The 22,499-nt window shown below is 64.9% G+C and carries 18 protein-coding genes; 10 read left to right on the forward strand and 8 right to left on the reverse strand.

The window, feature by feature from the left end; translation table 11 throughout:
* Window positions 1–444 precede the first annotated feature (444 nt).
* From RO069_RS15265 to RO069_RS15290, 6 genes are all read right to left on the reverse strand, one after another.
* A complete protein-coding gene (locus tag RO069_RS15265; protein WP_328188684.1) occupies window positions 445–1,674 on the reverse strand; it encodes a heme biosynthesis HemY N-terminal domain-containing protein in 1,230 nt (409 codons plus the stop codon).
* The gene (locus RO069_RS15270; RefSeq protein WP_328188686.1) at window positions 1,671–2,840 is read right to left on the reverse strand and encodes a uroporphyrinogen-III C-methyltransferase; all 1,170 of its coding nucleotides are present in this window, start codon (window positions 2,838–2,840) and stop codon (window positions 1,671–1,673) included. The genes RO069_RS15265 and RO069_RS15270 overlap by 4 nt, the downstream gene beginning before the upstream one ends.
* Before the next feature lie 12 nt (window positions 2,841–2,852).
* Window positions 2,853–3,677, reverse strand: coding sequence for a uroporphyrinogen-III synthase (locus tag RO069_RS15275; RefSeq protein WP_328188689.1), 825 nt, complete (start codon window positions 3,675–3,677; stop codon window positions 2,853–2,855).
* Window positions 3,658–4,599 (reverse strand): hydroxymethylbilane synthase, encoded by a 942-nt coding sequence (gene hemC, locus RO069_RS15280; protein WP_328188691.1) that lies wholly within the window; start codon window positions 4,597–4,599, stop codon window positions 3,658–3,660. The genes RO069_RS15275 and hemC overlap by 20 nt, the downstream gene beginning before the upstream one ends.
* 116 nt (window positions 4,600–4,715) lie before the next feature.
* Entirely contained in the window at window positions 4,716–5,456 is a 741-nt protein-coding gene (locus RO069_RS15285; protein ID WP_328188869.1) for a LytR/AlgR family response regulator transcription factor, read from the reverse strand.
* The gene (locus tag RO069_RS15290) at window positions 5,453–6,526 is read right to left on the reverse strand and encodes a sensor histidine kinase (protein WP_328188693.1); all 1,074 of its coding nucleotides are present in this window, start codon (window positions 6,524–6,526) and stop codon (window positions 5,453–5,455) included. The genes RO069_RS15285 and RO069_RS15290 overlap by 4 nt, the downstream gene beginning before the upstream one ends.
* Window positions 6,527–6,618: 92 nt before the next feature.
* Between RO069_RS15290 and argH the strand changes: the two genes are divergently transcribed.
* Window positions 6,619–8,013, forward strand: a complete 1,395-nt coding sequence (gene argH, locus RO069_RS15295) for an argininosuccinate lyase (protein WP_328188695.1) — start codon at window positions 6,619–6,621, stop codon at window positions 8,011–8,013.
* A gap of 32 nt (window positions 8,014–8,045) precedes the next feature.
* Here argH and RO069_RS15300 read toward each other — a convergent pair whose 3' ends face one another.
* Complete coding sequence (locus tag RO069_RS15300; protein WP_328188697.1) at window positions 8,046–9,248, reverse strand: EAL domain-containing protein; 1,203 nt, start codon at window positions 9,246–9,248, stop codon at window positions 8,046–8,048.
* 241 nt (window positions 9,249–9,489) lie between these two features.
* Between RO069_RS15300 and RO069_RS15305 the strand changes: the two genes are divergently transcribed.
* From RO069_RS15305 to RO069_RS15340, 8 genes are all read left to right on the forward strand, one after another.
* A complete protein-coding gene (locus RO069_RS15305; RefSeq protein WP_328188698.1) occupies window positions 9,490–12,372 on the forward strand; it encodes a class I adenylate cyclase in 2,883 nt (960 codons plus the stop codon).
* A gap of 119 nt (window positions 12,373–12,491) precedes the next feature.
* Window positions 12,492–12,632 carry an LPS translocon maturation chaperone LptM gene (lptM, locus tag RO069_RS15310; RefSeq protein WP_328188699.1) on the forward strand — a complete coding sequence of 47 codons (141 nt, stop codon included), beginning with the start codon at window positions 12,492–12,494 and terminating at the stop codon, window positions 12,630–12,632.
* A 12-nt stretch (window positions 12,633–12,644) separates the two neighbouring features.
* Entirely contained in the window at window positions 12,645–13,895 is a 1,251-nt protein-coding gene (lysA, locus tag RO069_RS15315; protein ID WP_328188702.1) for a diaminopimelate decarboxylase, read from the forward strand.
* A gap of 11 nt (window positions 13,896–13,906) precedes the next feature.
* Window positions 13,907–14,836: a diaminopimelate epimerase gene (dapF, locus tag RO069_RS15320; protein ID WP_328188704.1), complete on the forward strand. Its 930-nt coding sequence runs from the start codon at window positions 13,907–13,909 to the stop codon at window positions 14,834–14,836.
* 72 nt (window positions 14,837–14,908) lie between these two features.
* Window positions 14,909–15,631: a DUF484 family protein gene (locus RO069_RS15325; protein ID WP_328188705.1), complete on the forward strand. Its 723-nt coding sequence runs from the start codon at window positions 14,909–14,911 to the stop codon at window positions 15,629–15,631.
* A 120-nt stretch (window positions 15,632–15,751) separates the two neighbouring features.
* Entirely contained in the window at window positions 15,752–16,702 is a 951-nt protein-coding gene (gene xerC, locus RO069_RS15330; protein ID WP_442915380.1) for a tyrosine recombinase XerC, read from the forward strand.
* A gap of 86 nt (window positions 16,703–16,788) precedes the next feature.
* Window positions 16,789–18,456: a diguanylate cyclase gene (locus RO069_RS15335; protein WP_328188707.1), complete on the forward strand. Its 1,668-nt coding sequence runs from the start codon at window positions 16,789–16,791 to the stop codon at window positions 18,454–18,456.
* A gap of 32 nt (window positions 18,457–18,488) precedes the next feature.
* Window positions 18,489–21,248 (forward strand): ATP-binding protein, encoded by a 2,760-nt coding sequence (locus tag RO069_RS15340; RefSeq protein WP_328188873.1) that lies wholly within the window; start codon window positions 18,489–18,491, stop codon window positions 21,246–21,248.
* 5 nt (window positions 21,249–21,253) lie between these two features.
* On the opposite strand, the gene RO069_RS15345 is transcribed toward RO069_RS15340, so the two are convergent.
* Entirely contained in the window at window positions 21,254–21,619 is a 366-nt protein-coding gene (locus RO069_RS15345; protein ID WP_328188709.1) for a hypothetical protein, read from the reverse strand.
* Between the two features lie 240 nt (window positions 21,620–21,859).
* On the opposite strand from RO069_RS15345, the gene RO069_RS15350 reads away from it, so the two are divergent.
* The gene (locus tag RO069_RS15350) at window positions 21,860–22,471 is read left to right on the forward strand and encodes a hypothetical protein (protein WP_328188711.1); all 612 of its coding nucleotides are present in this window, start codon (window positions 21,860–21,862) and stop codon (window positions 22,469–22,471) included.
* Window positions 22,472–22,499 lie beyond the last annotated feature (28 nt).

Raw genomic sequence — 22,499 nt, forward strand, 5'->3', positions numbered from 1 at the left:
GCAAAGCTGAGCTTAATTGACAATAAGCGCGCGAATTAACCGAACGGGACACTAGCCTTCATGTTGAGGTGCAGGGCCTCGGGGTGGTGATACTTTCTCCGCTGCAATTCACGGTACGTCCTGTACCGACCTTGCACCGGACCATCCATGGTCCTGCTACGAAAGCACCACCACCCCAAGTCCCACAGAATCAGGGGGTAGACGCTACTGACTTATCCAACCATTCCTGGGCAGGTAGGAGGGAGTGCTTCCTGGAATTTATTCGTCTCGATCCATTGAGGTAACTCCGAATCCTGATAGGGGTGTAGTGGGGGACCTTTTGGAGCAGCGCCAGGGACGGCGCGGTGCAAGGTCGGTCCATGGACGGGCCGTGAATTGCAGCGGAAAAAGGTCCCCCACTGCGGCCCAGGCACCAGACCTGGACCGCCCACTCCAAACGAAGCTTCAGGCCCGGGGCATCGGCAAATCCGGCAACCCGGTTTCCTTGACGAGGCCCTGCATCAACAGCCGCATGCTGGCTTCTTCATCGCCCATATGGGCGTTCAGCCGGCTGAGCTCCGCGAGGGTCTCCTGGTTACGGCGCAGGTGCAAGCTGGTCTCGAAGTATTCACGGGCCTTGCCCCAGAGCTCATTGCGCAGGCTCAGGCGCCCCAGGGCCAGCAACAGGTCCGGGTTGTTGGGCCGGTCCTGCAGCCAGCGCTCGGCAGCCAGTAGCTGCTCATCGGGCTTGGAGCCGCAGATACGGCCATAGAGACGAATCAGCTCATCGCTCCAGTGATTGCGCAGCACCTTCCGCAACAGGGTTTCCGCCTGGGCCTCGTCACCGGCCCGGGCAAGCAGTTCCGCGTACACCCGGATGGTGTGCTCATCCCGCCGCATGGACCCCGGTAGCTCGTCCCACAGACGGGTCAGGGGTGTCATATCCTCGTTACCCTGACGCTGGCACTCGTCCGCGGCCCGGTGCAGCAACTTGTGCCAGGCCGTGCGTTCCAGCCGGTCCAGTTCACCGGAGTCACCCAACTGACGCTTGCGCAGTTCCGGGACCAGCCGGGACAGCTCCCGCCAGTCTTCCAGGCGAACGTAGACATTCTTCAGCAGCTTGAGCACGAACGGATGGTGGGGGGCCTGCTTGCGCAGCCGTACCAGTGTGGCCAGCGACTGCTCCAGCCGGTTGGCGTTCAGTTGCAGTTGCGCCTGGGTGATGCCCACCGCCAGATCGGAACCGGGGGTGCTTTCAAAGGCCTTGCGCAGCAGTTCGTCCACATCGTCATGGTCGCCGGATTCCGAGGCGGCCTGGGCGGCGGCCAGGTAGTTGATCAGTGGCGTGTCCGCCTGCTCCGCCGACGCCTCCAGCTTCTTGCGGGCCTGGGGCCAGTTGCCCTCCGCCAGGGCCAGCAGGCCTTCCGTGGTGCGGCGGCGGGCACGGCGTTGCTGGCCTTTTGCCAGCCATTGGGTGACGACACCCGTCTGTTGCGTCAGGCGGCGGATAAACCAGATCACCGTCAGCAGGACCAATACCAGCGCCACCAGCAGCACCAGCCCCACCCAGAAATTGGTCTCGATCAGGTAGTTGCCCAGGCTGACACGGATATAGCCCAGGTCATAGTGAAGGCCCTGGCTGAGCCCCAGCCCGAGCAGCAGGGCAACGACGAGGATGATCGCCAGGCGGATCATGACTCACCGTCCCCGCTGTTGGCGGGCTGTTCCCGGATTTCGTCGTCCGGGGCATCGGTGCCGTTCATGGGTGCCTCGGTGTTGGCGTGACGACCGGCAATGCGACCCTTCAGGAGCGTCAGCGAGCGGCTGATGTCCGGCAGTTCCGGGTTGATGTCGCGCCCCTTCAGTTCGGTCAGGGTGTCCCTCAGGGCGATGATGCGGTTGTTGCTGCTGTCGTACCAGGTGTCCAGGGAAGTGAGGGCCTTGTCCAGGGCCTGCTGGTACAGGTTGTCGTGGCCGCGCAACACCGCCAGTTCCGCCTGCTCGATCATCAGTTGCAGGTTCAGCCGTGCCCAGGCGCTCTGGTCCGGGGACAGCAGTGGCTTCACCGGTTCGTCCAGCCGGCGGATGGACACCACGTTGCCCAGGCTCGACTTGACCCGTTTCCAGGCCCGGGAGAGGGCGCTGGATTCCTCGCCGGTGCTGACGGTATCGCTTTGCGGGTCGTCACCGGAACCGGTGAAGTCGGGGGCCTGCTCGATCAGGGCCCGGTCCGTGAGCCGGGTGACGGTGTCCCGGGCCGCTTCCAGTTTCAGGTAGAGGCCGGTGCGGTCGATGTCGGTCACGCTGCGCAGGGCCATGATTTCCCGCGCCAGTTGCTCCCGTACCGGGTAGACGCCCACGTCGTCCGTTTCCCGCAGTACCTCATCGGCGGATTCCAGGGCCGCCAGGGCGCCCCGGATATCTTTTTCGATCTGCAGGCGCTGGTTGGCGATGCGCATCAGGTATTCCGCTTCCGCCAGCAGCCAGTCCGTGCGGGTGCGGTTGCCGGCATCCAGCAATTCGCCAGCGGTATGGTCGATCTGCCGTTGCTGCTCGTTCAGCCTCTGCTGCTGCTCCCGCAGGGTGGTCTCCAGGGATTGCAGCCGTTCGGTGCGGCTGTCCCGGCCCTGGTCCAGTCGCTGGTCCAGTTGACTGTTCATCTCGGTGACGTGCTGCAACGACTGCCGGAGCTGTTGCTGGGTCTGCCACTGCTGCCAGCTCCACAGCCCCAGGGCGATCAGGCCAGCCAGCAGGATCAGGCAGGCCAGCCAGACCGGCCAGAGGGCAGCCCGGCGGGGCTCCGAATGGGCGGGTATGGTCGCGGGAAGCTGGTTCTCATTGTTGGATTCGGTCACAGGCATCCTTACTGGCTGTCAGGGCGATCCGGGCGTCGGGGCTGGTCCTGTCTGGTGAGGAGGATAGCAGCCAATCACCCGGTTCACGATGTCCTCGTCTGCCATGCCGCTGGCGCAGATGACCCGGTCGAACCCGGCCTCCCGGGCCTGTTGGGCCACCCGGTCGGTTGGAACCAGCAACAGACTTTTCAGGCAATTATGGCCGCTATTCTCACTCAGTGCGATGAAATTGTTCAATGTTTCCCCGGACAGCGCGATGATGACGTCGGGGGCGAACCGGTCCAGGCGGTCCGCCAGTTGCTCCGGTGACGGGGCGGTCGGCTGGCGACGGTAGAGTGGTAGTTGGGTGACCGACGCGCCCCGCTGTTCCAGGGTCTCGCGGATCAGGTCACGACCGGTCTCGCCCCGGGCCAGCAGTACTTTCTCGTGGGTCAGGGCCTGTAGTGACGGTAACGCCAGCAGGGCCTCGCTGGTAAAGCCTTCCGACGGATGTTTGCAAGTCAGCCCGGCGCTTTCCAGTACCGCCGCGGTGCTGGCCCCGACGCCGTACCAGTGGACGCCGGTGGGGAACTGGGGCCACCAGGTATCCACCCGGTCCAGCAGTTGCCGGGCGGCGTAGGGGCTGACGGCAATGACATGCTGGAACAGGTCCAGGTCGAGGATCACCTGCCGGCTTTCCGGGGTTTCCGGCAGCGGCACCCGTTCCATCACGGGCAGGGTGCGGGTATCGGCACCGGCTGACCGGAAGGCCCCTGACAGTCGGGTGGCCTCCGGTTCCGGCCGACAGATCAGCACCCGCGCGCCGGTCAGGGCACGCACGCCCTCAGGTTGGGGTGTGTCCATAGATATCGGCCAGTATCCGGTCGGCGCCCATCCTGAGCAGGTCCTCGGCCAGTTCCCGGCCCAGGGTCTCGCCCTCGGCCCGGGCGCAGCGGCCTTCCACCCGCAGGATTTTCTTGCCGTTAACCGTGCCCACCAGGCCCCGCAGCCAGAGGGTGTCTTCGTCTTCCAGCAGGGCGTAGGCGGCGATGGGCACCTGGCAGCCGCCTTCCAGGCGCTTGTTGAGGGCCCGCTCGGCGCTGACCCGGTCCCAGGAGTCCCGGTGGTTGAGGGGTGCCAGCAGGTCGATCAGTTCCTGGTCACTGACGCGGCACTCGATACCCAGGGCCCCCTGACCCACCGCTGGTAGCGACAGGTCGTCCGGCAGGGTGTAACGGATGCGGTCATGGAACCCCAGGCGCTTGAGGCCGGAGGAGGCCAGCACGATGGCCTGATAGTCACCGGCATCCAGCTTGGCCAGGCGGGTGTTGACGTTGCCCCGCAAGGTGCGGACATCCAGGTCCGGGCGGTGGTTGCGCAGCTGGGACTCGCGCCGCATGCTGGCGGTACCCACCACGGCGCCCTGGGGCAGGTCGTCCACGGTGTTGTAGTCGTTGCTGATGAAGGCGTCGGTGGGGTCTTCCCGTTCGCAGATGGCCACCAGGCCGAGACCTTCCGGGAATGTCATGGGCACGTCCTTCATGGAGTGCACCGCCAGGTCGGCGCGCCCGTCCAGCATGGCTTCTTCCAGTTCCTTGACGAACAGGGCCTTGCCGCCAATCTTGGCCAGGGGCACGTCGAGGATCTTGTCGCCCTGGGTCTTGATGCCCACCAGCTCCACCTCGACGTTGTCGTGCAGACGCTCCAGCTCGGCCTTGATGTGTTCCGCCTGCCACAGGGCGAGGGCGCTGGTACGGGTTGCGATGCGAAGGGTTCGTTTTGCCATGGTGTCCGTGTTTGTTGAGCGGAATGAGAAGGGCGGGAGATACACTGACCGTGTCCCGCCTGCTTGTGCACAAGCCTAACGCGATGGCGCTGAAAAGTCCCGTCAGCGGGTGTTGATTACAGGTCCCTGAGCCATTGCCTGACTCGGGCCACATGGCGGCGGCTCACCGGCAGCGCTTCATTGGTGTCGGCCACCCGGACCTGGCTGGAACCATCCTCAAGGCGCTCCAGCGAGCGGATGAAGTGGGTGCCGACCAGGGTATGCCGGTGGATGCGCAGCAGGTGCTCCGGAAACCGGCTTTCCAGAGCCTTCAGGCTCAGGTCGGTCAGGGTCTCGCCGTTGTCGTGGTGCAGGGTGACGTACTTCTGGTCGGCTTCGCAATACCTGACCCGGGTCATGTCCACCAGTTCGGTGCCCCGGGCGCTGCTGACACTCAGGTGGTGGCTGTCGGTGTCCGCTTGCCCCTGCAACGCCTGGAGCTGTACCCGGTTCAGCCGTTCCGCCTGGCCCAGGGCGCCGGCCAAGGCCTCCCGGCGCACCGGTTTCAGCAGGTAGGCCACCGCCTGTACCTCGAAGGCGCGGACGGCGTAATCGTCGTAGGCGGTGCAGAAGATGATGGCCGGCGGATTGGGTTGGCGGGACAGGTGCGCGGCCACCTCCATGCCATCCCGGCCGGGCATGCGGATATCCAGCAGCACAATGTCCGGAATGTCCCGGGCCATGGCGTCGAGAACCTGGTCCCCGTTGGCCGCCTCACCGCTGACCCGGTAGCCATCCAGGTCTTCCACCATCCGGGTCAGGCGTTCCCGGGCCAGGGGTTCGTCGTCGGCAATCAGTACGCGGCGCTGGCTGGTCATGGTGTCGTACCTGTGGTCTGCCATGGAAGCCGCAGGGTAACGGTGTAAAGATCATCCTGCTGGCTGTGCTTGAGCACGGCGGTTTCCCCGAACAGGGTCTGGATCCGCGCCTGGGTGTTGCTGAACGCGACCCGGTTGCCCTGGTGCTGACGGGCGCCGTCCTCCGGTTTCGGGTTCTGTACCAGCAGGTAAACGTACTGGCCGCTGCGCTGGCTTTCAATCACCACCGTGCCCCCCTCGGCCCGGGGCTGGATGCCATGGTAGATGGCGTTCTCCACCAGCGGCTGCAGGGTCAGCGGGGGGATGGCCTGGGTATCCAGGGCCGGGTCGGTGCGCCATTCCACCCTGAGCCGGTCTCCCAGCCGCAGTTTCTCCAGGGCCAGGTAGCGTTGGCACAGGCCCAGTTCTTCCTTCAGGGGCACCACCCGCTCGGTGGTCCTGAGTGAGGCCCGGAACAGCTCCGACAGGTCCAGCACCGCATCCTCCGCCTGTTCCGGTCGGGTGCTGATCAGGCTGGCGATGGTGTTCATGCTGTTGAACAGGAAGTGCGGATGGATGCGGGCCTGCAGGGCGGTGAGCCGGTAGGTCATTTCCGCCTGCTTCTGCAGCCGCCACTGGTGCTGCAGGTAGAAATAGCGCAGGGCCATGAGGGTGGCGATGATGGCAATCAGCAGGCTCTTGCCCATGGCCTGCCCGTGTTCGGCGATGGATTCCGGGTAGAGGAAGACACCGGCGAGTCCACTGAACAGGAGGACGTCCAGCGCCACCAGGGTCACCATGGCCAGGGTGGCCCGGGCGGTGGACAGGCTCGACAGCCAGGGCCGGGCCAGGCAGATCAGCGCCGCGCTGGTGAGTACGGTCCACTGCACCAGCAGCGACACCAGGCCGAAATAGTTCCAGTCCAGCCACTGGCCCCGGGCATGGGCCATGGCCAGCAGCAGCACCATCAGTTCGCTGGTGATTACCAGCATGAACACGGATCGCACCCGGCACAGGTCCGGCACGAAGAACCCGTTGAGTGGCGCGCCGGGATCGTCCTGCTGACGGTTTCTGGTACTGCTGACAGTCATGCGGGTGAGAGTCCTCTCCGGAGTGTTATAATCCGCACACATTTTTTCGCACCCGGATCATTCTGCCGGGCCGTCAGCAGGAAAGATACACCATGACCGACCAGAACAAGAGCTCTGAAAAACCCTGGGGAGGCCGTTTCAGCGAGCCGACCGACGCATTTGTGGAAAGGTTCACGGCCTCCGTGGATTTTGACCGGCGCCTGTACCACCACGATATCCGCGGTTCCATCGCCCACGCCACCATGCTGGCGGAGGTGGGCGTGCTGACCGCCGACGAGAAGGATCAGATCATCCAGGGGCTGGAAGGGGTCCGGTCGGATATCGAGAAGGGCGAGTTCGAGTGGTCCGTGAGCCTGGAAGATGTGCACATGAACATCGAGGCCAAGCTCACCGAGCGCATCGGCATCACCGGCAAGAAACTCCACACCGGTCGCAGCCGCAACGACCAGGTGGCCACGGATATCCGCCTTTACCTGCGGGACGAGATCGATGCCATCGCCGCCGAGCTGGCCCGCCTGCGTGGTGGCCTGCTGGACCTGGCGGAACGGGAGGCGGACACCATCATGCCCGGCTTCACCCACCTGCAGACGGCCCAGCCGGTGACCTTCGGTCACCACCTGCTGGCCTGGGCCGAGATGCTGGAGCGGGACGCCGAACGCCTGCAGGACTGCCGCAAGCGGGTCAATGTGATGCCCCTGGGGGCGGCGGCCCTGGCCGGCACCACCTATCCCATCGATCGCACCATCACCGCGCGGCTGCTGGGCTTTGACCGGCCCACCGAGAACTCCCTGGACTCGGTCAGTGACCGGGACTTCGCCATTGAGTTCTGCAGTTTCGCGGCCCTGCTGATGACCCATCTGTCCCGCTTCAGCGAGGAACTGGTGCTGTGGACCTCGGCCCAGTTCGACTTCATCGACCTGCCGGACCGCTTCTGCACCGGCTCCTCGATCATGCCCCAGAAGAAGAACCCGGACGTGCCGGAACTGGTGCGGGGCAAGACTGGTCGCGTCAACGGCCACCTGGTCAGCCTGCTGACCCTGATGAAGAGCCAGCCGCTGGCCTACAACAAGGACAACCAGGAAGACAAGGAACCCCTGTTCGACACCGTGGATACCGTCAAGGGCAGCCTGCGGGCCTACGCCGACATGGTTCCCGCCATCACCTCGAAGGCGGACAGCATGTATGAGGCGGCCCGTCGCGGTTTCTCCACCGCCACCGACCTGGCCGATTACCTGGTCAAGAAGGGTGTGGCGTTCCGGGATGCCCATGAGATCGTAGGCAAGGCAGTGGCCCTTGGGGTGGCCGAGAAGAAGGATCTGTCGGAAATGACCCTGGCGGAGCTGCAGCAGTTTTCCGATACCATCGGCGAGGATGTCTTCGACGTGCTGACCCTGGAGGGGTCGGTGCAGGCCCGGAACCATATGGGCGGCACGGCGCCGGATCAGGTGAGGGCGGCGGTTGGTCGTGCCCGGTCGCGGTTGGGGTGATCGCTAACGGGGCGTGCCGGGGTGTTGCCGATTCAGGCGATGGCGCCGGTCGACCATTTGCCCTGGTCGGGGGTGCCCAGTTCCTTCAGGGGGCGGGGCGCACTGACCAGCCGGCCCTGGATCAGGTGGATGCCCAGGTTCTGCACCCGCTGACGGGCAATGTCGTTCTCAACGGCGGTGGCGATGGTGATTTTGCCGGAGGCATTGGCGATCCGCTGCAGCGCTTCCATCATCACCAGGTGGGTGGGTTCGTCCCGCAGCCCCCGCAATAGCTCCGGGGCAAGCTTGATATAGTCCACCGGCAGGCGGCCAGCAAGACGGTAGCTGTCCATGCTGTTGCCGGCCCCGTCCAGGGCGGTCTTGCAGCCCAGGCGGCGCAGCATGCGGCAGATCTGGCGGCAGTCGGCGGTGTAGGCGACGGCATGGTGGGCCGGAATCTCGAAACACAGGGACTCGGGTTTCAGGCCGGTCTTTTCCAGTGCCCTGGCAATGAATCCGGGGAAGGTGCGGTCCTGCAGGGACCCCAGGGACAGGTTGAAGCCGCAATAGCCCATTGAGCCGGCCACCTGCGGGTGATTATACAGGTGACACAGTGCCTGCTTGATCACCTGTCGGTCCAGGCGTCGCGACAGTTCGAAGCGCTCTATCAGGGGCAGGAACTGTGATGGCGTCATGGCGGTCCCGGCGCCGTCGGCGCCGCGCAGCCGGGCCAGCACCTCGAAACACAGCCCGTTTGTCCTGGTCGTCAGGGCTTCGATGGGCTGGAATTCCAGTGGCAGGCCACCATCGGCAAGGCAAGAGCGGATATGGGCCAGCATGGCCTTGGTCTGGGCAATGTGTTCCCGGTGGGGGGATCGACCGGCCCGCTGTACGGGGGCTTGCTTGGGAACCACCAGGGTGTCCGCGGTCTGTGAACGGGCCATTGGTTTGGGAGCACTGGCCTTGCGCACGGTTACTTTCGCTGCCATAAAATAACCACGGCCATGGCGCAGGGTGACGGTGAGGGGGCGGCCACTGTCGTGGTAGCCGGCATAGTCCGGGCTCAGCGGATTATCTTCTGCAGAGGCAATCAGCTGTTTGAGGGGGCGACCTTCGATGTCACTGCTACTGTACCCCAGAACCACGGAAAGGTTGGGGTCCGTCGCGGTTACCGTGCCGTCCTGGTCCACGGTCAGTATGGTCGTCACGCCCTCGCCGGCAACCGGTCGGTGGCGGCAGATGACGAGCTCATTCACGTCAGAGTACTCCTGTCTCAGTCCCTGTTGTCGCTCCGTAAACAGGTCGGCGCGCCGGACTGCGTTATTATTCTTTCCAGTATTGCTTGGCTCTGGCGTCCGGTGCCGGGAATCCGAGGTGGTCAGTACCGATGACCCGCTCAGTTAGTTAGATGTTCTGTTAGGCTATCCAAATGCCAACCCGATCACATTGTACAGATAAAACGCAGAAAGGAAACGTCTCGATCCCGGAGTGGTGTCGATGACGCCAGCGCATGCCGTATCGGTGGACTTTTCCGAGGGTGTTGACCGCAAGGTCCTGAGGCGCATTACCGATCGTTTCTGCACCCTGAACCAGCTGCGGCTGGACCGTGCCCGCTCGGCGCTGACCTGGCGGCAACAGGTGGTGCTGGACCTGCTGCCGCTGGTGTTCCATCTCAACCATCCGGCCCTGCCGGGCTACCATGCCACAGATTGCCCCCGGGGACTGGACCGGTATCAACCCTCGGATCAGGCCATGCATGCTGCCCAGCGCCTGGCCCGCTCGTTCCGCTTCAGTGCCGGAAAAAAGGGGGCGGCGGAACTGACCGGTCTTTACCTGATGGGCAGCCCCGGATCCCTGGGGCATTCCGTGGCCAGTGACCTGGATGTCTGGGTGTGCCATCGGGGTGACCTGCCGCCGGAGCGGGTGGCCGCCCTGAACGAGAAGGCCGAACGACTCACCCGCTGGGCGGCGGATTACGGCCTAGAGCTGAACCTGTTCGTGTTCAGTGCCGAGGATTTCCGCCAGGGACGGCAGCAGGCGGAGGTCACCACGGAGAACTGCGGCAGTGCCCAGCATTACCTGTTGCTCGATGAGTTCTATCGCACCGCGATTCACCTGGGAGGGCGCTATCCCCTTTGGTGGCTGATTCCGGTGGAGGAGGAAGCGCGCTACGACGAACTGACCCGGTTCCTGCAGGACAACCGCTTCATCCGCCCGGATGAGTACCTGGATTTCGGGGCCGTGCCTTCTGTCCCCGTTACCGAGTTCCTGGGGGCTGGCGTCTGGCAACTCTATAAGGGTATCGATTCCCCCTGGAAGTCGCTGCTCAAGCTGCTGCTGATCGAATGCTACGCCCGTGATCGGGACAACGGCCTGTTGTCCGGGGATTTCAAGCGAGCCGTCTACCATGGCGAGACCTCGGTGGACGCGGTGGACCCCTACGTGATGCTTTACCGTCGGCTGGAGCGCTGGCTGACGGCCATGGACGCCCCGCAACGGCTGGACCTGGTGCGGCGCGCTCTCTACCTGAAGACCGGTCTGCCGCTGACCCGGGCCGGGGAGACCGCTAGCCGCTGGCAGGGTCGTATCCTACGGGAGCTGGTGTCGGAATGGGGCTGGCAACGGGAGACCCTGTCCGAGCTGGATGCCCGACACCAATGGCGGGTGGAGCTGGTCATGGAGCTGCGTCGTCGGGTGGTGTCGGAACTGACCCACAGCTACCGGCTGCTGTCGTACATGGCCCGCAGTGACAATGTTCGCGCCAGTATCAGCAAGGCCGACCTGGACCTGCTCGGTCGTAAGCTCTATGCCGTCTTCCAGCGCAAGGCGGGCAAGGTGGAGATCATCAATCCCGGGATCGCGCCGTCCCTGGCCGAGGAGAACCTGTCGTTCTGCCAGCGCACCACCTCCGCGCGCCAGCTCACATCGGACGGGTGGTTGTTGTTCCGTAACCTGGAGAGCCTGGCGGACATCGTCTGGCAGTCGCCGATCCGTCGGGCCGGCAGCCTCGTGGAGCTGGTGGTCTGGTGCCAGTGCAATGGCCTGCTGTCGCCGGCGACACGGATCAACCTGCGCCAGGAGTACCAGGAGCCGGATGCCCCCGCCCCAGCGCTGACAGTGAAGGGCCTGCGGGCCATGACGGCGTTTATCGGCCAGCATCTGGGAGTGCCCGAGCCGCCGTCCCGGGAGGCGCTGATGGCGCCGGTGCGACCGGACACCCATCTCCTGCTGGTGAACGTGGGCGTCGATCCCCTGGCCAGGCTTACCGAACGCGGCCTGCACAAGCTCAGCGGCCAGCACGATTCCCTTGGGTTCAGCGGCGGCCGTGACAACCTGGTGGCCACCATCGAGCAGGTCACCATCAACAGCTGGCGGGAAATCAGTCTGCAGCGTTACGTGACCGGTGATGCCCTGGTGCAGTGCCTCAAGAACCTGTTGGCGTTGGTGGCCCGGGATCCGGCCCATCCACCGGTAGTGAAGGTGTGGTGTGCCGGTGGCAGTCACGCCACCGCCATTTCCCGGCGTATCCGTGAGCTGGTGGAGGACGTCACCCGGCAGTTCTTCGCCGGTGGCACCGGGCCACACCCATTGCGCTACCTGCTGAAGGTGGATCAGCGCTGGTTCGTGCTGCGTTTCGACGGGCTGGAGCCCGGCTTTATCGGTCTGGCTTCGGATCAGGAGCTGATGGGCTACCTGGCCCGGCCCCAGGAGGAATACACGCCAGTGGTGCCGGACCGGTACGCGCTGCAACAGGATCCCGCCTTCCGCGCCGTGTGCAATGCCTGCCAGCCGGATGTCATCCAGATGTTCTGGCAGCGGGGCAACGGTCGCCTGCGGTTCTGGGTCACCGATGAGACCGGCTCCCTGTACGGCTGGAGCCAACCCTGGTCCGGCAGCCGGCGCCAGTCACTGCTGCCGCTCATGCGGTTCCTGGAAAACCTGACCGAACGCAGACAGCTCCGCCAGATGGCCGGGGCGGAAAGTCCGGTCGCCGGGCTGATCTGTACCGAGGTGATTGTCGAGGCCGGCGAGGCCCGCCTGGAACGCACGCCCCTGGCGCCGGAATCCCTGTCGCTGGATGGCATGGAGCTGCAGGCGGTGGGGGTGCAGCAGGGGGACGGCAGCCTGCGTTTCGACCTGTACTGCGATGAGCAGGAATTCAGCCTTGCCGAGTACGGCGACCGGCAGATGGCGGCAGTGGCCCACTACGTCCGCCAGCTCCGGCGCAGTGGTGAGGATTACCCGGTTTATCTCACCGACCTCCATCTGCCCCATGATCTGGATCCGCAAATGTGGCAGCAGGAACTCCAGACCTGCCAGTACCTCTGGTACCGCCAGCAGCTCCAGCAGGCCCTGAACCGGGAGCTGGGGCTGGCCTGACCTGTCGCTCCGTGGCTCGCTCTCGCCGGGCTCCCTCAGGTATACTGCTCCATTGATTTTTTCGAGGTGCAGCCCTGTCGTGACGGGGCCGTCGCCGGATGAGGCAGGAAGGTCTGACCATGAGAACTGCGATTTACCTGGCTGTGCTGGTGTTGATGTCTGGCCTGGTGGCCGGATGCGGCCAGAAAGGGCCGCTGGAGCGTCCCCAGGAAACCACCACTGCTGTCTCTTCGGCGGATGAAGACGCCGAGACCCGTTAACAGGATTTATTCATGGATCAGTTCAACTATCGCGACGGCCAGCTGTTCGCGGAACAGGTAGCCGTGGCCGACATCGCCCGGGACCATGGTACCCCGGCCTACGTGTACTCCCGGGCGGCGTTCGAGGACCACTACCGGGCCTACGACAGGGCCCTGGCAGGGCGTCCCCACCTGATCTGCTATGCGGTCAAGGCCAACAGCAACCTGGCGGTGCTCAATGTGCTGGCCCGTCTCGGTGCCGGTTTCGATATCGTCTCCGCCGGCGAGCTGGAACGGGTGCTCCGTGCCGGCGGTGATCCGGCCCGGGTGGTGTTCTCCGGCGTGGGCAAGCAGCCCTGGGAAATGCACCGGGCCCTGGAGGTGGGCGTACGCTGCTTCAATGTGGAATCCGACACCGAACTGGACCGCCTCAACCAGGTGGCCGGCGAGCTGGGTGTGAAGGCGCCGGTGTCCCTGCGGGTGAACCCCGATGTGGACGCGGGTACTCATCCCTACATCTCCACTGGTCTCAAGGAAAACAAGTTCGGCATCGACATCGCCGACGCCCCCAGGGTCTATGCCCGTGCCGCCGCCATGCCCCACCTGGATATCCAGGGCGTGGACTGCCACATCGGCTCCCAGCTCACCACGGTGGCGCCCTTCCTGGACGCCATGGACAGGGTGCTGGCACTGGTGGACCGTCTGGCGGAGGACGGCATTGTCATCCGTCACCTGGACATGGGCGGTGGCCTGGGCGTGACCTATGAGCAGGAGCAGCCGCCGGCGCCGCAGGACTACATCGGCGCCATGGTGGAACGGCTGGGCGACCGTAACCTGGAGCTGGTGCTGGAGCCGGGGCGTTCCATCGCCGCCAACGCCGGCATCATGCTGACCCGGGTGGAGTTCCTCAAGTGCACCGACCAGCACAATTTCGCCATTGTCGATGCCGCCATGAACGACCTGATCCGCCCGGCGCTGTACAGCGCCTGGCAGGCCATCGTGCCCGCCGCGCCCCGTTCCGACCTGGAGGCGAAGTCCTGGGATATTGTGGGCCCGGTGTGCGAGACCGGCGACTTCCTGGGCAAGGATCGCATCCTGGCGCTGGCGCCGGGCGACCTGCTGGCGGTCCGGTCCGCCGGGGCCTATGGTTTTGTCATGAGTTCCAACTACAACACGCGCAACCGCCCGCCGGAACTGATGGTGGACGGCGACCGTGTGCACGTGATCCGTGAGCGGGAAACCCTGGATGACCAGCTCCGCCACGAACACTGCCTGCCGCAATGAGTGAGCATGGGATGAGTCGACCAGCACGCAGCCAGGGCCCGACGCTGTCATTCACCAAGATGCACGGCCTGGGCAACGATTTCATGGTGGTGGATGCCATCAGCCAGCCGTTCCGCCTGCGCCCGGAGATGATCCGCAAGCTGGCGGACCGGAACTTTGGTATTGGTTTCGACCAGTTGCTGGTGGTGGAACCGCCCGGGTTGCCGGACGTGGACTTCCGCTATCGCATCTTCAATGCCGATGGCTCCGAGGTGGAGCAGTGCGGCAACGGCGCCCGCTGCTTTGCCCGTTTTGTACGCGACCAGCGCCTGACCAACCGCCGGGTGATCCGGGTGCAGACCGCCGCCGGGGTGATCGAACTGCGCGTGGGTCGGGACGGCTGGGTCACCGTCAACATGGGCGTACCGGAACTGAACCCGGCGGCCATCCCGTTTGCGGCGGAATCCCGCCAGTCGGTGTACCCCGTCGAGGTGAACGGCCAGACCCTGGAGCTTTCCGCGGTGTCCATGGGCAACCCCCACGGGGTGCTGCTGGTGGACGATGTGGACACGGCACCGGTGGAGACCCTGGGGCCGGCCCTGGAGCGGCACCCACGATTCCCGGCCCGGGCCAATATCGGCTTCCTGCAGGTGCTGGACCCCGGCCGTGCCCGGCTGCGGGTGTTCGAGCGCGGCGCGGGGGAAACCCTGGCCTGCGGCACCGGTGCCTGTGCTGCGGTGGTCGCCGGACAACTGCGGGGGCTGCTGGGCAAGCGTGTCAGGATCACACTCCCGGGGGGCGACCTGGTAATCGAATGGCAGGGGGAAGGGGCCCCTGTTATGATGGAAGGACCAACCGCCCGTGTCTTTGACGGCCAGATCCGCCTGCCTGGCGACAATCGCCGCCGGGGTCGCCGTCATTCCTCCGCACGCGAGCCGGAACGCCGGCCCGCGGACCGCTGAGCCGGGCGACCATAGGAACCGTGACACACAACGGCCCGGCAGAAGGCCGTCGCGATAACAGGGGAACCTTCAGTGGATGCAACCTTGACCGCCGAGCAGGTGGCCGATTACCTGCGGAATAATCCGGATTTCTTTATCGGCCGGGACGAGCTGCTGCGCGCCCTGACCCTACCCCACGACAGTGGGCGGGCCATCTCCTTGGTGGAGCGACAGGTGCACCTGTACCGGGAGCAGCGGGACACCCTGCGCCACGAGCTGGTGGAACTCGTCTCCATTGCCCGCCAGAACGATCGCCTGTTCGAGAAGAGCAAGCGCCTGCTGATGCAGGTGATTGAAGCCCGCAACCTCACCGAGATGGCCTCCGCCATCGACGACAGTATCCGCGGCGATTTCGGCCTGGACGCCGCCTCACTGATGCTGGTGGGGGGCTCCCTGCCGGCGGGCAGCACCACCGGCGCCCTGCACGTGGTGTCCGACGAGGATGCCAACCGCCAGCTCGGGGCCCTGCTCGACGGCGAACGCGCGGTCTGCGGCCAGTTCCGGGAGTCCGACCGGAATTTCCTGTTCCCCGGTCGTGATGAGCCGGTGGCCTCGGTGGCACTGGTGCCCCTGCGTACGGATCGCCTGATCGGTGTCTTTGCCGTGGGGAGCTGTCAGCCGGGGTATTTCGACCAGAGCATGGGGTCACTGTTCCTGTCCTATATCAGCGACACCCTGAGCCGGCTGTTGCCGCCCCTGTTGCAGCGCCATCGCCAGGTGGAACCGGTGCTGGATGCGGTGGCCGAATCCCGCTGACGTGACCGGCACTGGCGACGGCTTGACCAACCGGTTAGGTGGCGTCGGGTGTTGGCCATGGTGCCGGCTGGACTGGATCGGGAGGATAGCTTGAACCGCAATGAGTCCGACAGGCAGGCCCTGCCCGACAGCCTGACCGAGGGGGTGGTTGCGTTTCTCCACCACCTGTCCGCCGAACGTCGCCAGTCCCCCCACACCTGCCAGGGTTACCGGCGTGACCTGACACGGCTGATGCACTGGGCCTGTGAACAGTCGCCCCCCATCGACCAGTGGTCCATGCTGACCGTGGCGGATGTCCGGCGCTATGCCGCCACTCTCAACCGGGAAGGCCTCTCGGGCCGCAGTATTGCACGGGCACTGTCCGCCATCCGCCGTTTCTACGACTACCTGATCCGGGAAAACCGCGCCAGGAGCAATCCGGCCCTGGATGTGAGGGCGCCGAAAAGCGGCCGCCGGTTACCGGTGGCGGCTGATGCCGATCAACTCGGCCACCTACTGGATGCCACCCCGGACGACCCACTGGAAGTCCGGGACCTGGCCATGTTCGAGCTGTTCTATTCATCGGGCCTGCGGCTGTCGGAACTGACCGGCCTTGATCTGGTACACCTGGATCTGCCGGACAGCGAGGTGCGGGTACGGGGCAAGGGCAACCGGGAGCGGGTGCTGCCGGTGGGTCGCAAGGCGGCCAAGGCCCTGCGGGAGTGGCTGGCCCTACGACCGGCGCTGGCCGATGCGGGCGAGAATGCGCTGTTTGTCAGTCGCCGGGGCCAGCGACTCAGCACCCGTAGCGTGCAGCAGCGGTTGGCCCGCTGGGGGCTCCATCATGGCGCGGACCAGCACCTGCACCCACACATGCTGCGACACTCCTTTGCCAGCCACCTGCTGGAGTCCAGTGGCGACCTGCGGGCGGTGCAGGAGTTGCTGGGACACGCCGATATCGCCACCACCCAGGTCTATACCCATCTGGACTTCCAGCACCTTGCCCGGGTCTATGATAATGCCCATCCCCGGGCGAGGCGCCGGAAGGGGCTGACGTCTGAAAAGGGCCCCGTGCCCGGGGATTCGCTATAGTGGTCATGGGGTTTGTGATATTCCCAGGTTCAAGCGGTCCTGTCGGGGCGTATTGAGAGACGGAATTCAGCAGAACGGGATTGGATATGTCATCAAGAAACGCTGGTCAGCCCACGTCCGCTGCCGATGAAACCGAGCTTCGCTACCTGATTGAGCGCCTGCTGGCCCGTACCAGCCTGGCATCGGAGGGCCAGGACGGGCGCCTGGATGCGCTGGTGTCCGAGCTGCGCCAGTACCTGCGGGGGCGCGACCGTGACCTGGACATCCTCCGGGACTTCCAGGAACGCCTGGACGATGAACTCGAGCGCCTGGATGATCAGGTGGCCGGGGATGCCCGCCAGGCAGGGCGGATCCTGGGCGAACTGCTATCGGCGGTAGAGGGGAATGACCTGTTCCAGACGGTGGGTTCCGACCTCAAGCGACTGCGCAAGAAGCTGGGCCCCCGGGGGTTGTCCCGTCAGCAACTGCTTCCCTGGCTGGAGGGTTTCTGCGCGGCAACCGAGAGAGCCCTGGCCCACCCGACCCCGGGCAATGGCCGGGAACGGGGGTTGCTGGACCGGCTTTTCAAGCGTGGCGATGAGGCGGCAGTGGATACCGGACCGGAGTCTCGCAGGCCACCGGCGCAGGATGATGAGCTCGAACTGGCCACCGGGGCGGACGATCCCCTCAGCACCGTTCCGGGAGACGGGGAGCAGCGCCTGCGTATCGCCCGTCGGGTGGGTGAACTGATGGAGCGGATCATGCAGCAGGTGGATCTGCCACCGGACACCCATAAGCGGGCGGTCCTCCTGAGATCACGCCTGTCCGACCTCCATGACTGGGACTTGCTGCGCCAGAGCCTGGATGAAACCGCGGATCTGGTGATTGCCGTGGTCACCCACAGCCAGCGGGAGTTCCAGAATTTCCTGCAACGTCTCGATGAGCGGCTGTCCTCTCTCTATGGCCATCTCAGTGACCATGCGGACGTTATCGAGGGGCGGCGGACATCCGCCGCCGAGCTGGAGCGGACCCTCCGGGCGGAACTGTCGGAACTGGGGGGCCGCCTGGAAACCAGCTCCGATCTGGCGGAATTGCGCACCTCCGTGTCGGGTCACATCGAGCGGATCGCCCGGACCGTGGAGGCGTTCCGGACTCAGGAGGACCGGCGGGAGGAGCAGGTGTCTGAGCAGATGATGCTCATGCGGGAAAAGCTCGTGGCCATGGAAACCCATTGCGACCAGGTTCGTGAGCAACTGGAGCGGGAACGGGCCCGGGCACTTACCGATATCCTGACCCAGCTACCCAACCGTGAGGCCTGGGACGAGCGGCTCCGGTTCGAGTACCAGCGCTGGCAGCGTTATGGACGCCCGGTCACCCTGGCCATGATTGATATCGACTACTTCAAGCGGGTCAACGACTCGTTCGGCCACAAGGCCGGGGACCGGGTGCTCCAGCTTGTGGCCAAGGCGATCCAGGAACGTCTGCGCGCCACGGACTTCCTGGCCCGCTATGGTGGCGAGGAATTTGTCGCCATACTGCCGGAAACCTCACCCGAACAGGCCGCCGGCATGCTGGATGAGATTCGCCGCCATGTGGCGGACATGCCGTTCCACTTCCAGGGTCAGCCGGTCAGGGTAACCGTGTCCGCGGGCTTTTCCGGGTTTCGGGAGGACATAGAGCCCGACCTCGTCTTCGACGAGGCGGACAAGGCCCTCTACCAGGCCAAGACCCATGGCCGCAACCGTGTGGAGTATGCCAGGGAGTTGGAACTGTAGTGAGACTGGCCCTTTTCCTGATCCTGGTACTGATGTCCCTGGCGATTCCCCATGTGGCGGCGGAGCCCGATACACCCTTGCCCTGGCCGGTGCTCGGGGCCGATGAACTGGCCCTGGTGGAAAGCATCGACGAGCTGGAAGTGGGCGTGCGGGCCGGACAGACCCCGCTGGCCTTTGTGACGGCGGAAGGCTGGCTGGCGGGTACCTATGTGGACTACCTGACCCTGATGGCCGCAAAGCTCCGCATTGGTCTTGATGTGACCTCCCTGGGGACGGAGCGGGTGGAGTCGGAAGGGCAGGACACTGGTGAGCCGGACCTGCGGGTCAGCACGCGACGGCCCGAGGAGTCGCAGGCGGATGGCTGGCTGCGGACGCAGCCTTTCATGCAGCTTACCTATGGCATCTTTGCCGACCCCGGTGATGCCGGTATCCGCCGGCTGGCGGACCTGGAGCGCCGACGGGTCGCCTTGGTGGGAAAGGACAGCAACCAGTACGCCCTGCTGGATTCCGTGGACAACTTCACCCCGGTGCCCGTGGCCACCATCAGCGAGGCGGTGAGCATGGTGCTGTCGGGCCAGGCCGATGCCTTTGTGGGGCCGGTGCCGGTGGTGTCGGATTACCTGCAGTCGGCCCTGATCAACGGCGTTGGCCTGATCGTCCTGCTGGACGAACACCCGGTGGATGTGGTACTGGAAGTCAGGGAGGAGCGGGCTGAACTGATTCCCGTGCTGAACCGCACCATCGAGGCCATCAGTCATAATGAACATAGGAGGATACGATCCGCCTGGTTGCCCGACCCGGTGGTGGAACGGGATACCTCGGAGGGACTGGCCCTCAGTTCCATTGAAAGCGAATGGCTGCGCCAGCACGGTCCCCTGCGGGTAGCCTATCGGGAGAACTGGCCGCCGTTCGAGTTCACCGAGAACAACAGCCCCCGGGGGCTGGTCCCCGACCTGGTGCAGAGGCTGGGAACCAGCCTGGGGACGGATGTCCAGACACGTTCCGTCTCCGACTGGGCCACGGCCGAGAAGATGCTGCGCAACGGCGATATCGACATTCTCCCGGCGCTGCCCCGCACCCCCAGGCGGGAAGAGGATTTCCTGTTTACCAGGGCCTACCTCACCCTGCCCATCGTGGTGGTGATCCGGGAGGACGGCCGGTTCATCGGTGACCTGCGGGAACTGCGCCAGGAGCGGGTGGGTGTTGTCAGTCAGCATGCCGCCCATGACTACCTGCTGATCAACCATCCGGATCTCAATATCTACCCGGTCAATACCGTCCAGGACGGTCTGCTGGCCCTGTCCAACGGCGACCTGGATGTGATGGTCACGCACATTCCCGGGGTCAGTTACACCGTGGCCAAGCTGGGGCTGTCGAACCTGCGGATCACCAGCATCACCCCCTACGAGTATGAGTTCCGCATGGCGGTGAACCGCAATCGGGGCGACCTGGTGCGTATCCTCAACAAGGGGCTGGGCAACATTGATGCCGCCGAGAAGGACGCCATCTACAATCGCTGGGTGTACCTGGATATCGAGCAGGACCGGGACTACACCGCCATCAAGCGGGTGGTGCTGATCGCGGTGGTCGTGGTGCTCATCTTCCTTTACTGGAACCGCAAGCTGTCCCGGGAAGTGGATGAGCGCATCCGTTCGGAACATGCCCTGCGGCGCAGCGAGGACGAACTGCGGGCCGCCAAACTGGAGGCCGAGCGGCTGGCGCGGGAGGCGGAGGGCGCCAACCGGGCCAAGAGTGAGTTCCTGGCCAATATGTCCCATGAGATACGCACGCCCATGAACGCGGTGATCGGCTACAGTGACCTGCTCAGCAAGACGGTGACCGATCCCCGCCAGAACCACTACCTGGATGCGATCCGTGCCAGCAGTCGCAGCCTGCTGATGTTGATCAACGACATCCTCGACCTGTCCCGCATCGAGGCCGGCAAGATGCGCCTGGAATTCGGCCCGGTGAGCCTGCGCCGGATGTTGCAGGACGTGCGCCATATCTTCGACCTGCGGGCCCGGGAGCACAACGTCAGCCTGGAGGTCAGCGTGGCCCCGGATATGCCGACGGGCATGGTGCTGGATGAGACCCGGCTGCGGCAGGTGCTGTTCAACCTCGTGGGTAATGCCATCAAGTTCACCCATGAAGGCGGGGTGACCCTGCGGGCGACCGTGTCCGCCATGGAGCAGCGGGATGATCAGGAGTTCTGTCGCCTGATCATTGCAGTCACCGACACCGGTATCGGCATTGCGGACGACCAGCGGGAGCGAATCTTCGACGCCTTCGAGCAGCAGGAGGGCCAGAGCAGCCGCAAGTATGGCGGCACCGGCCTGGGCCTGGCCATCAGCCGCAAGCTGGCGCGCATGATGGGAGGGGAACTCAGCGTCGAGAGTACCCAGGGGCAGGGTTCCACCTTTACCCTGGTGCTGCCGGACGTACAGGTGGTTCCCATGGCGGAGGAGCCTGAGGACCAGCCCCAGGCCAGCCAGGCGCCCATGACCGAAACCCTCGACATGCAGGAGCGGAGTTGGCTCAAGGAGCAGCTACGGGACGATTTCGGTGATGAGTGGCGCACCGTCCGGGAAAGTGGTGATCCGGAGCAGATGCGTTATTTCGCGGCGCGGGTCCTGAGCTGGGGCCAGCGCTATCGGTCGCGGGCGGTGACCCGTTATGCGGAAAAGCTGATGGCGGACGTGGACGCCTTCAACCTGGATGCCATCAACAGCGAGCTGGAAGCCTTCCCTTCACTGTTGGGCAATGCGCCGCCGTCTGATGGGGACGACACCTGACGGTGTCAGGGCAGGCAGTCGTACTGATAGTTGCGGTCGAACGCCACGCTCACCATGTCGTACCCCTGGTGGGTAAGGTCCTGGATCAGGTCCAGGTTGCCCAGCAGGGTGGTGCAGATTTCGTGGACCCGGGCCACCTGGGTCTCGCGGTTGGCATCCTGGCGGCTGCGGAAATCCACGATCAGGTACTTGCGATCAACGCCGGAGGCCTCCGGAATATCGACCCGCTCGACACTGTCAAAACCGATGTAGGTGAGTTCATCCTGCGGAAACAGCCGGTTCATCAGCATGTCGATATTCTCTGCCGTGGCCGCCAGTGGCGTCAGGCCGATCAGCAGGCCTGCGGCATAGCTTAGTGAGTGGTGAGCCATTCCGGATCTCCTGCAGGGAGTTTTCCCCGTTACATTCTGTTACGAAAAGTATCGCAGAAAAAGTGTGGAAGCGTCGGCAAAACAGGCCGCATTTTTCAACTTTTCACAAATGCGTCGCCCCGAGGCCTATCTTGACCATGCGATACGTGCCAATTCCCGGTCCGGAGCGCTAAACTACATCAAGAAACCGCATCCGTCATGGTGTACGGGCGGACAGAGGGCAACCGTAAGGATCAGGACATGTTTCAGTTGATTTTCCGGGGCGAATGCCAGCCCGGCACCGACGTCGAAACCGCCCGCAACAATGCGCGTGCGCTGTTCAAGGCGTCTGTTGAGCAGGTGGACCGCATGTTCAGCGGACGCCCGGTGGTGATCCGCAACCGGCTGGAGGAAGACCAGGCCGAGAAATACCGCACCGTGCTGGCCCGCCATGGCATGATTGCCTATGTGGAGCCCATGGCGGACCGCAAACCGGCCAGTCCGCCGCCGTCACCATCGCCCGCACCGGAGAAGGCAGACGCGGACGAGCCTCCGGCAAAACCCGCCGACACCGCTTCCGGTGAACGGGCCGCGTCCGGCCCGGGGCCACAGGTGGAGCCCGGTGATCGTCTGCCGGTGGCGGGCGACAGGGTGGATACCCTCTTGTCCGGCTCCAGCCTCGGTCTGGAGCCCACCGGCACCCGCCTCAGCGAGGAGCGGCACGACCCGGAACCCATGTTCGAGCACCTGGATGAGTGGACCCTGGCCCCCGCTGGCACGGACCTGGGGGTCAAGCGGGAATCCCCGCCACCGGTGGTGCCGGACATCAGTCATCTGTCACTGGCCGACGATCCGGACGACAGGGACGCCTAGCTTGTCCCGGGACCGCACCATCATCAGG

Source organism: Marinobacter sp. OP 3.4 (genome assembly GCF_036224885.1).
Classification (GTDB): Bacteria; Pseudomonadota; Gammaproteobacteria; order Pseudomonadales; family Oleiphilaceae; genus Marinobacter.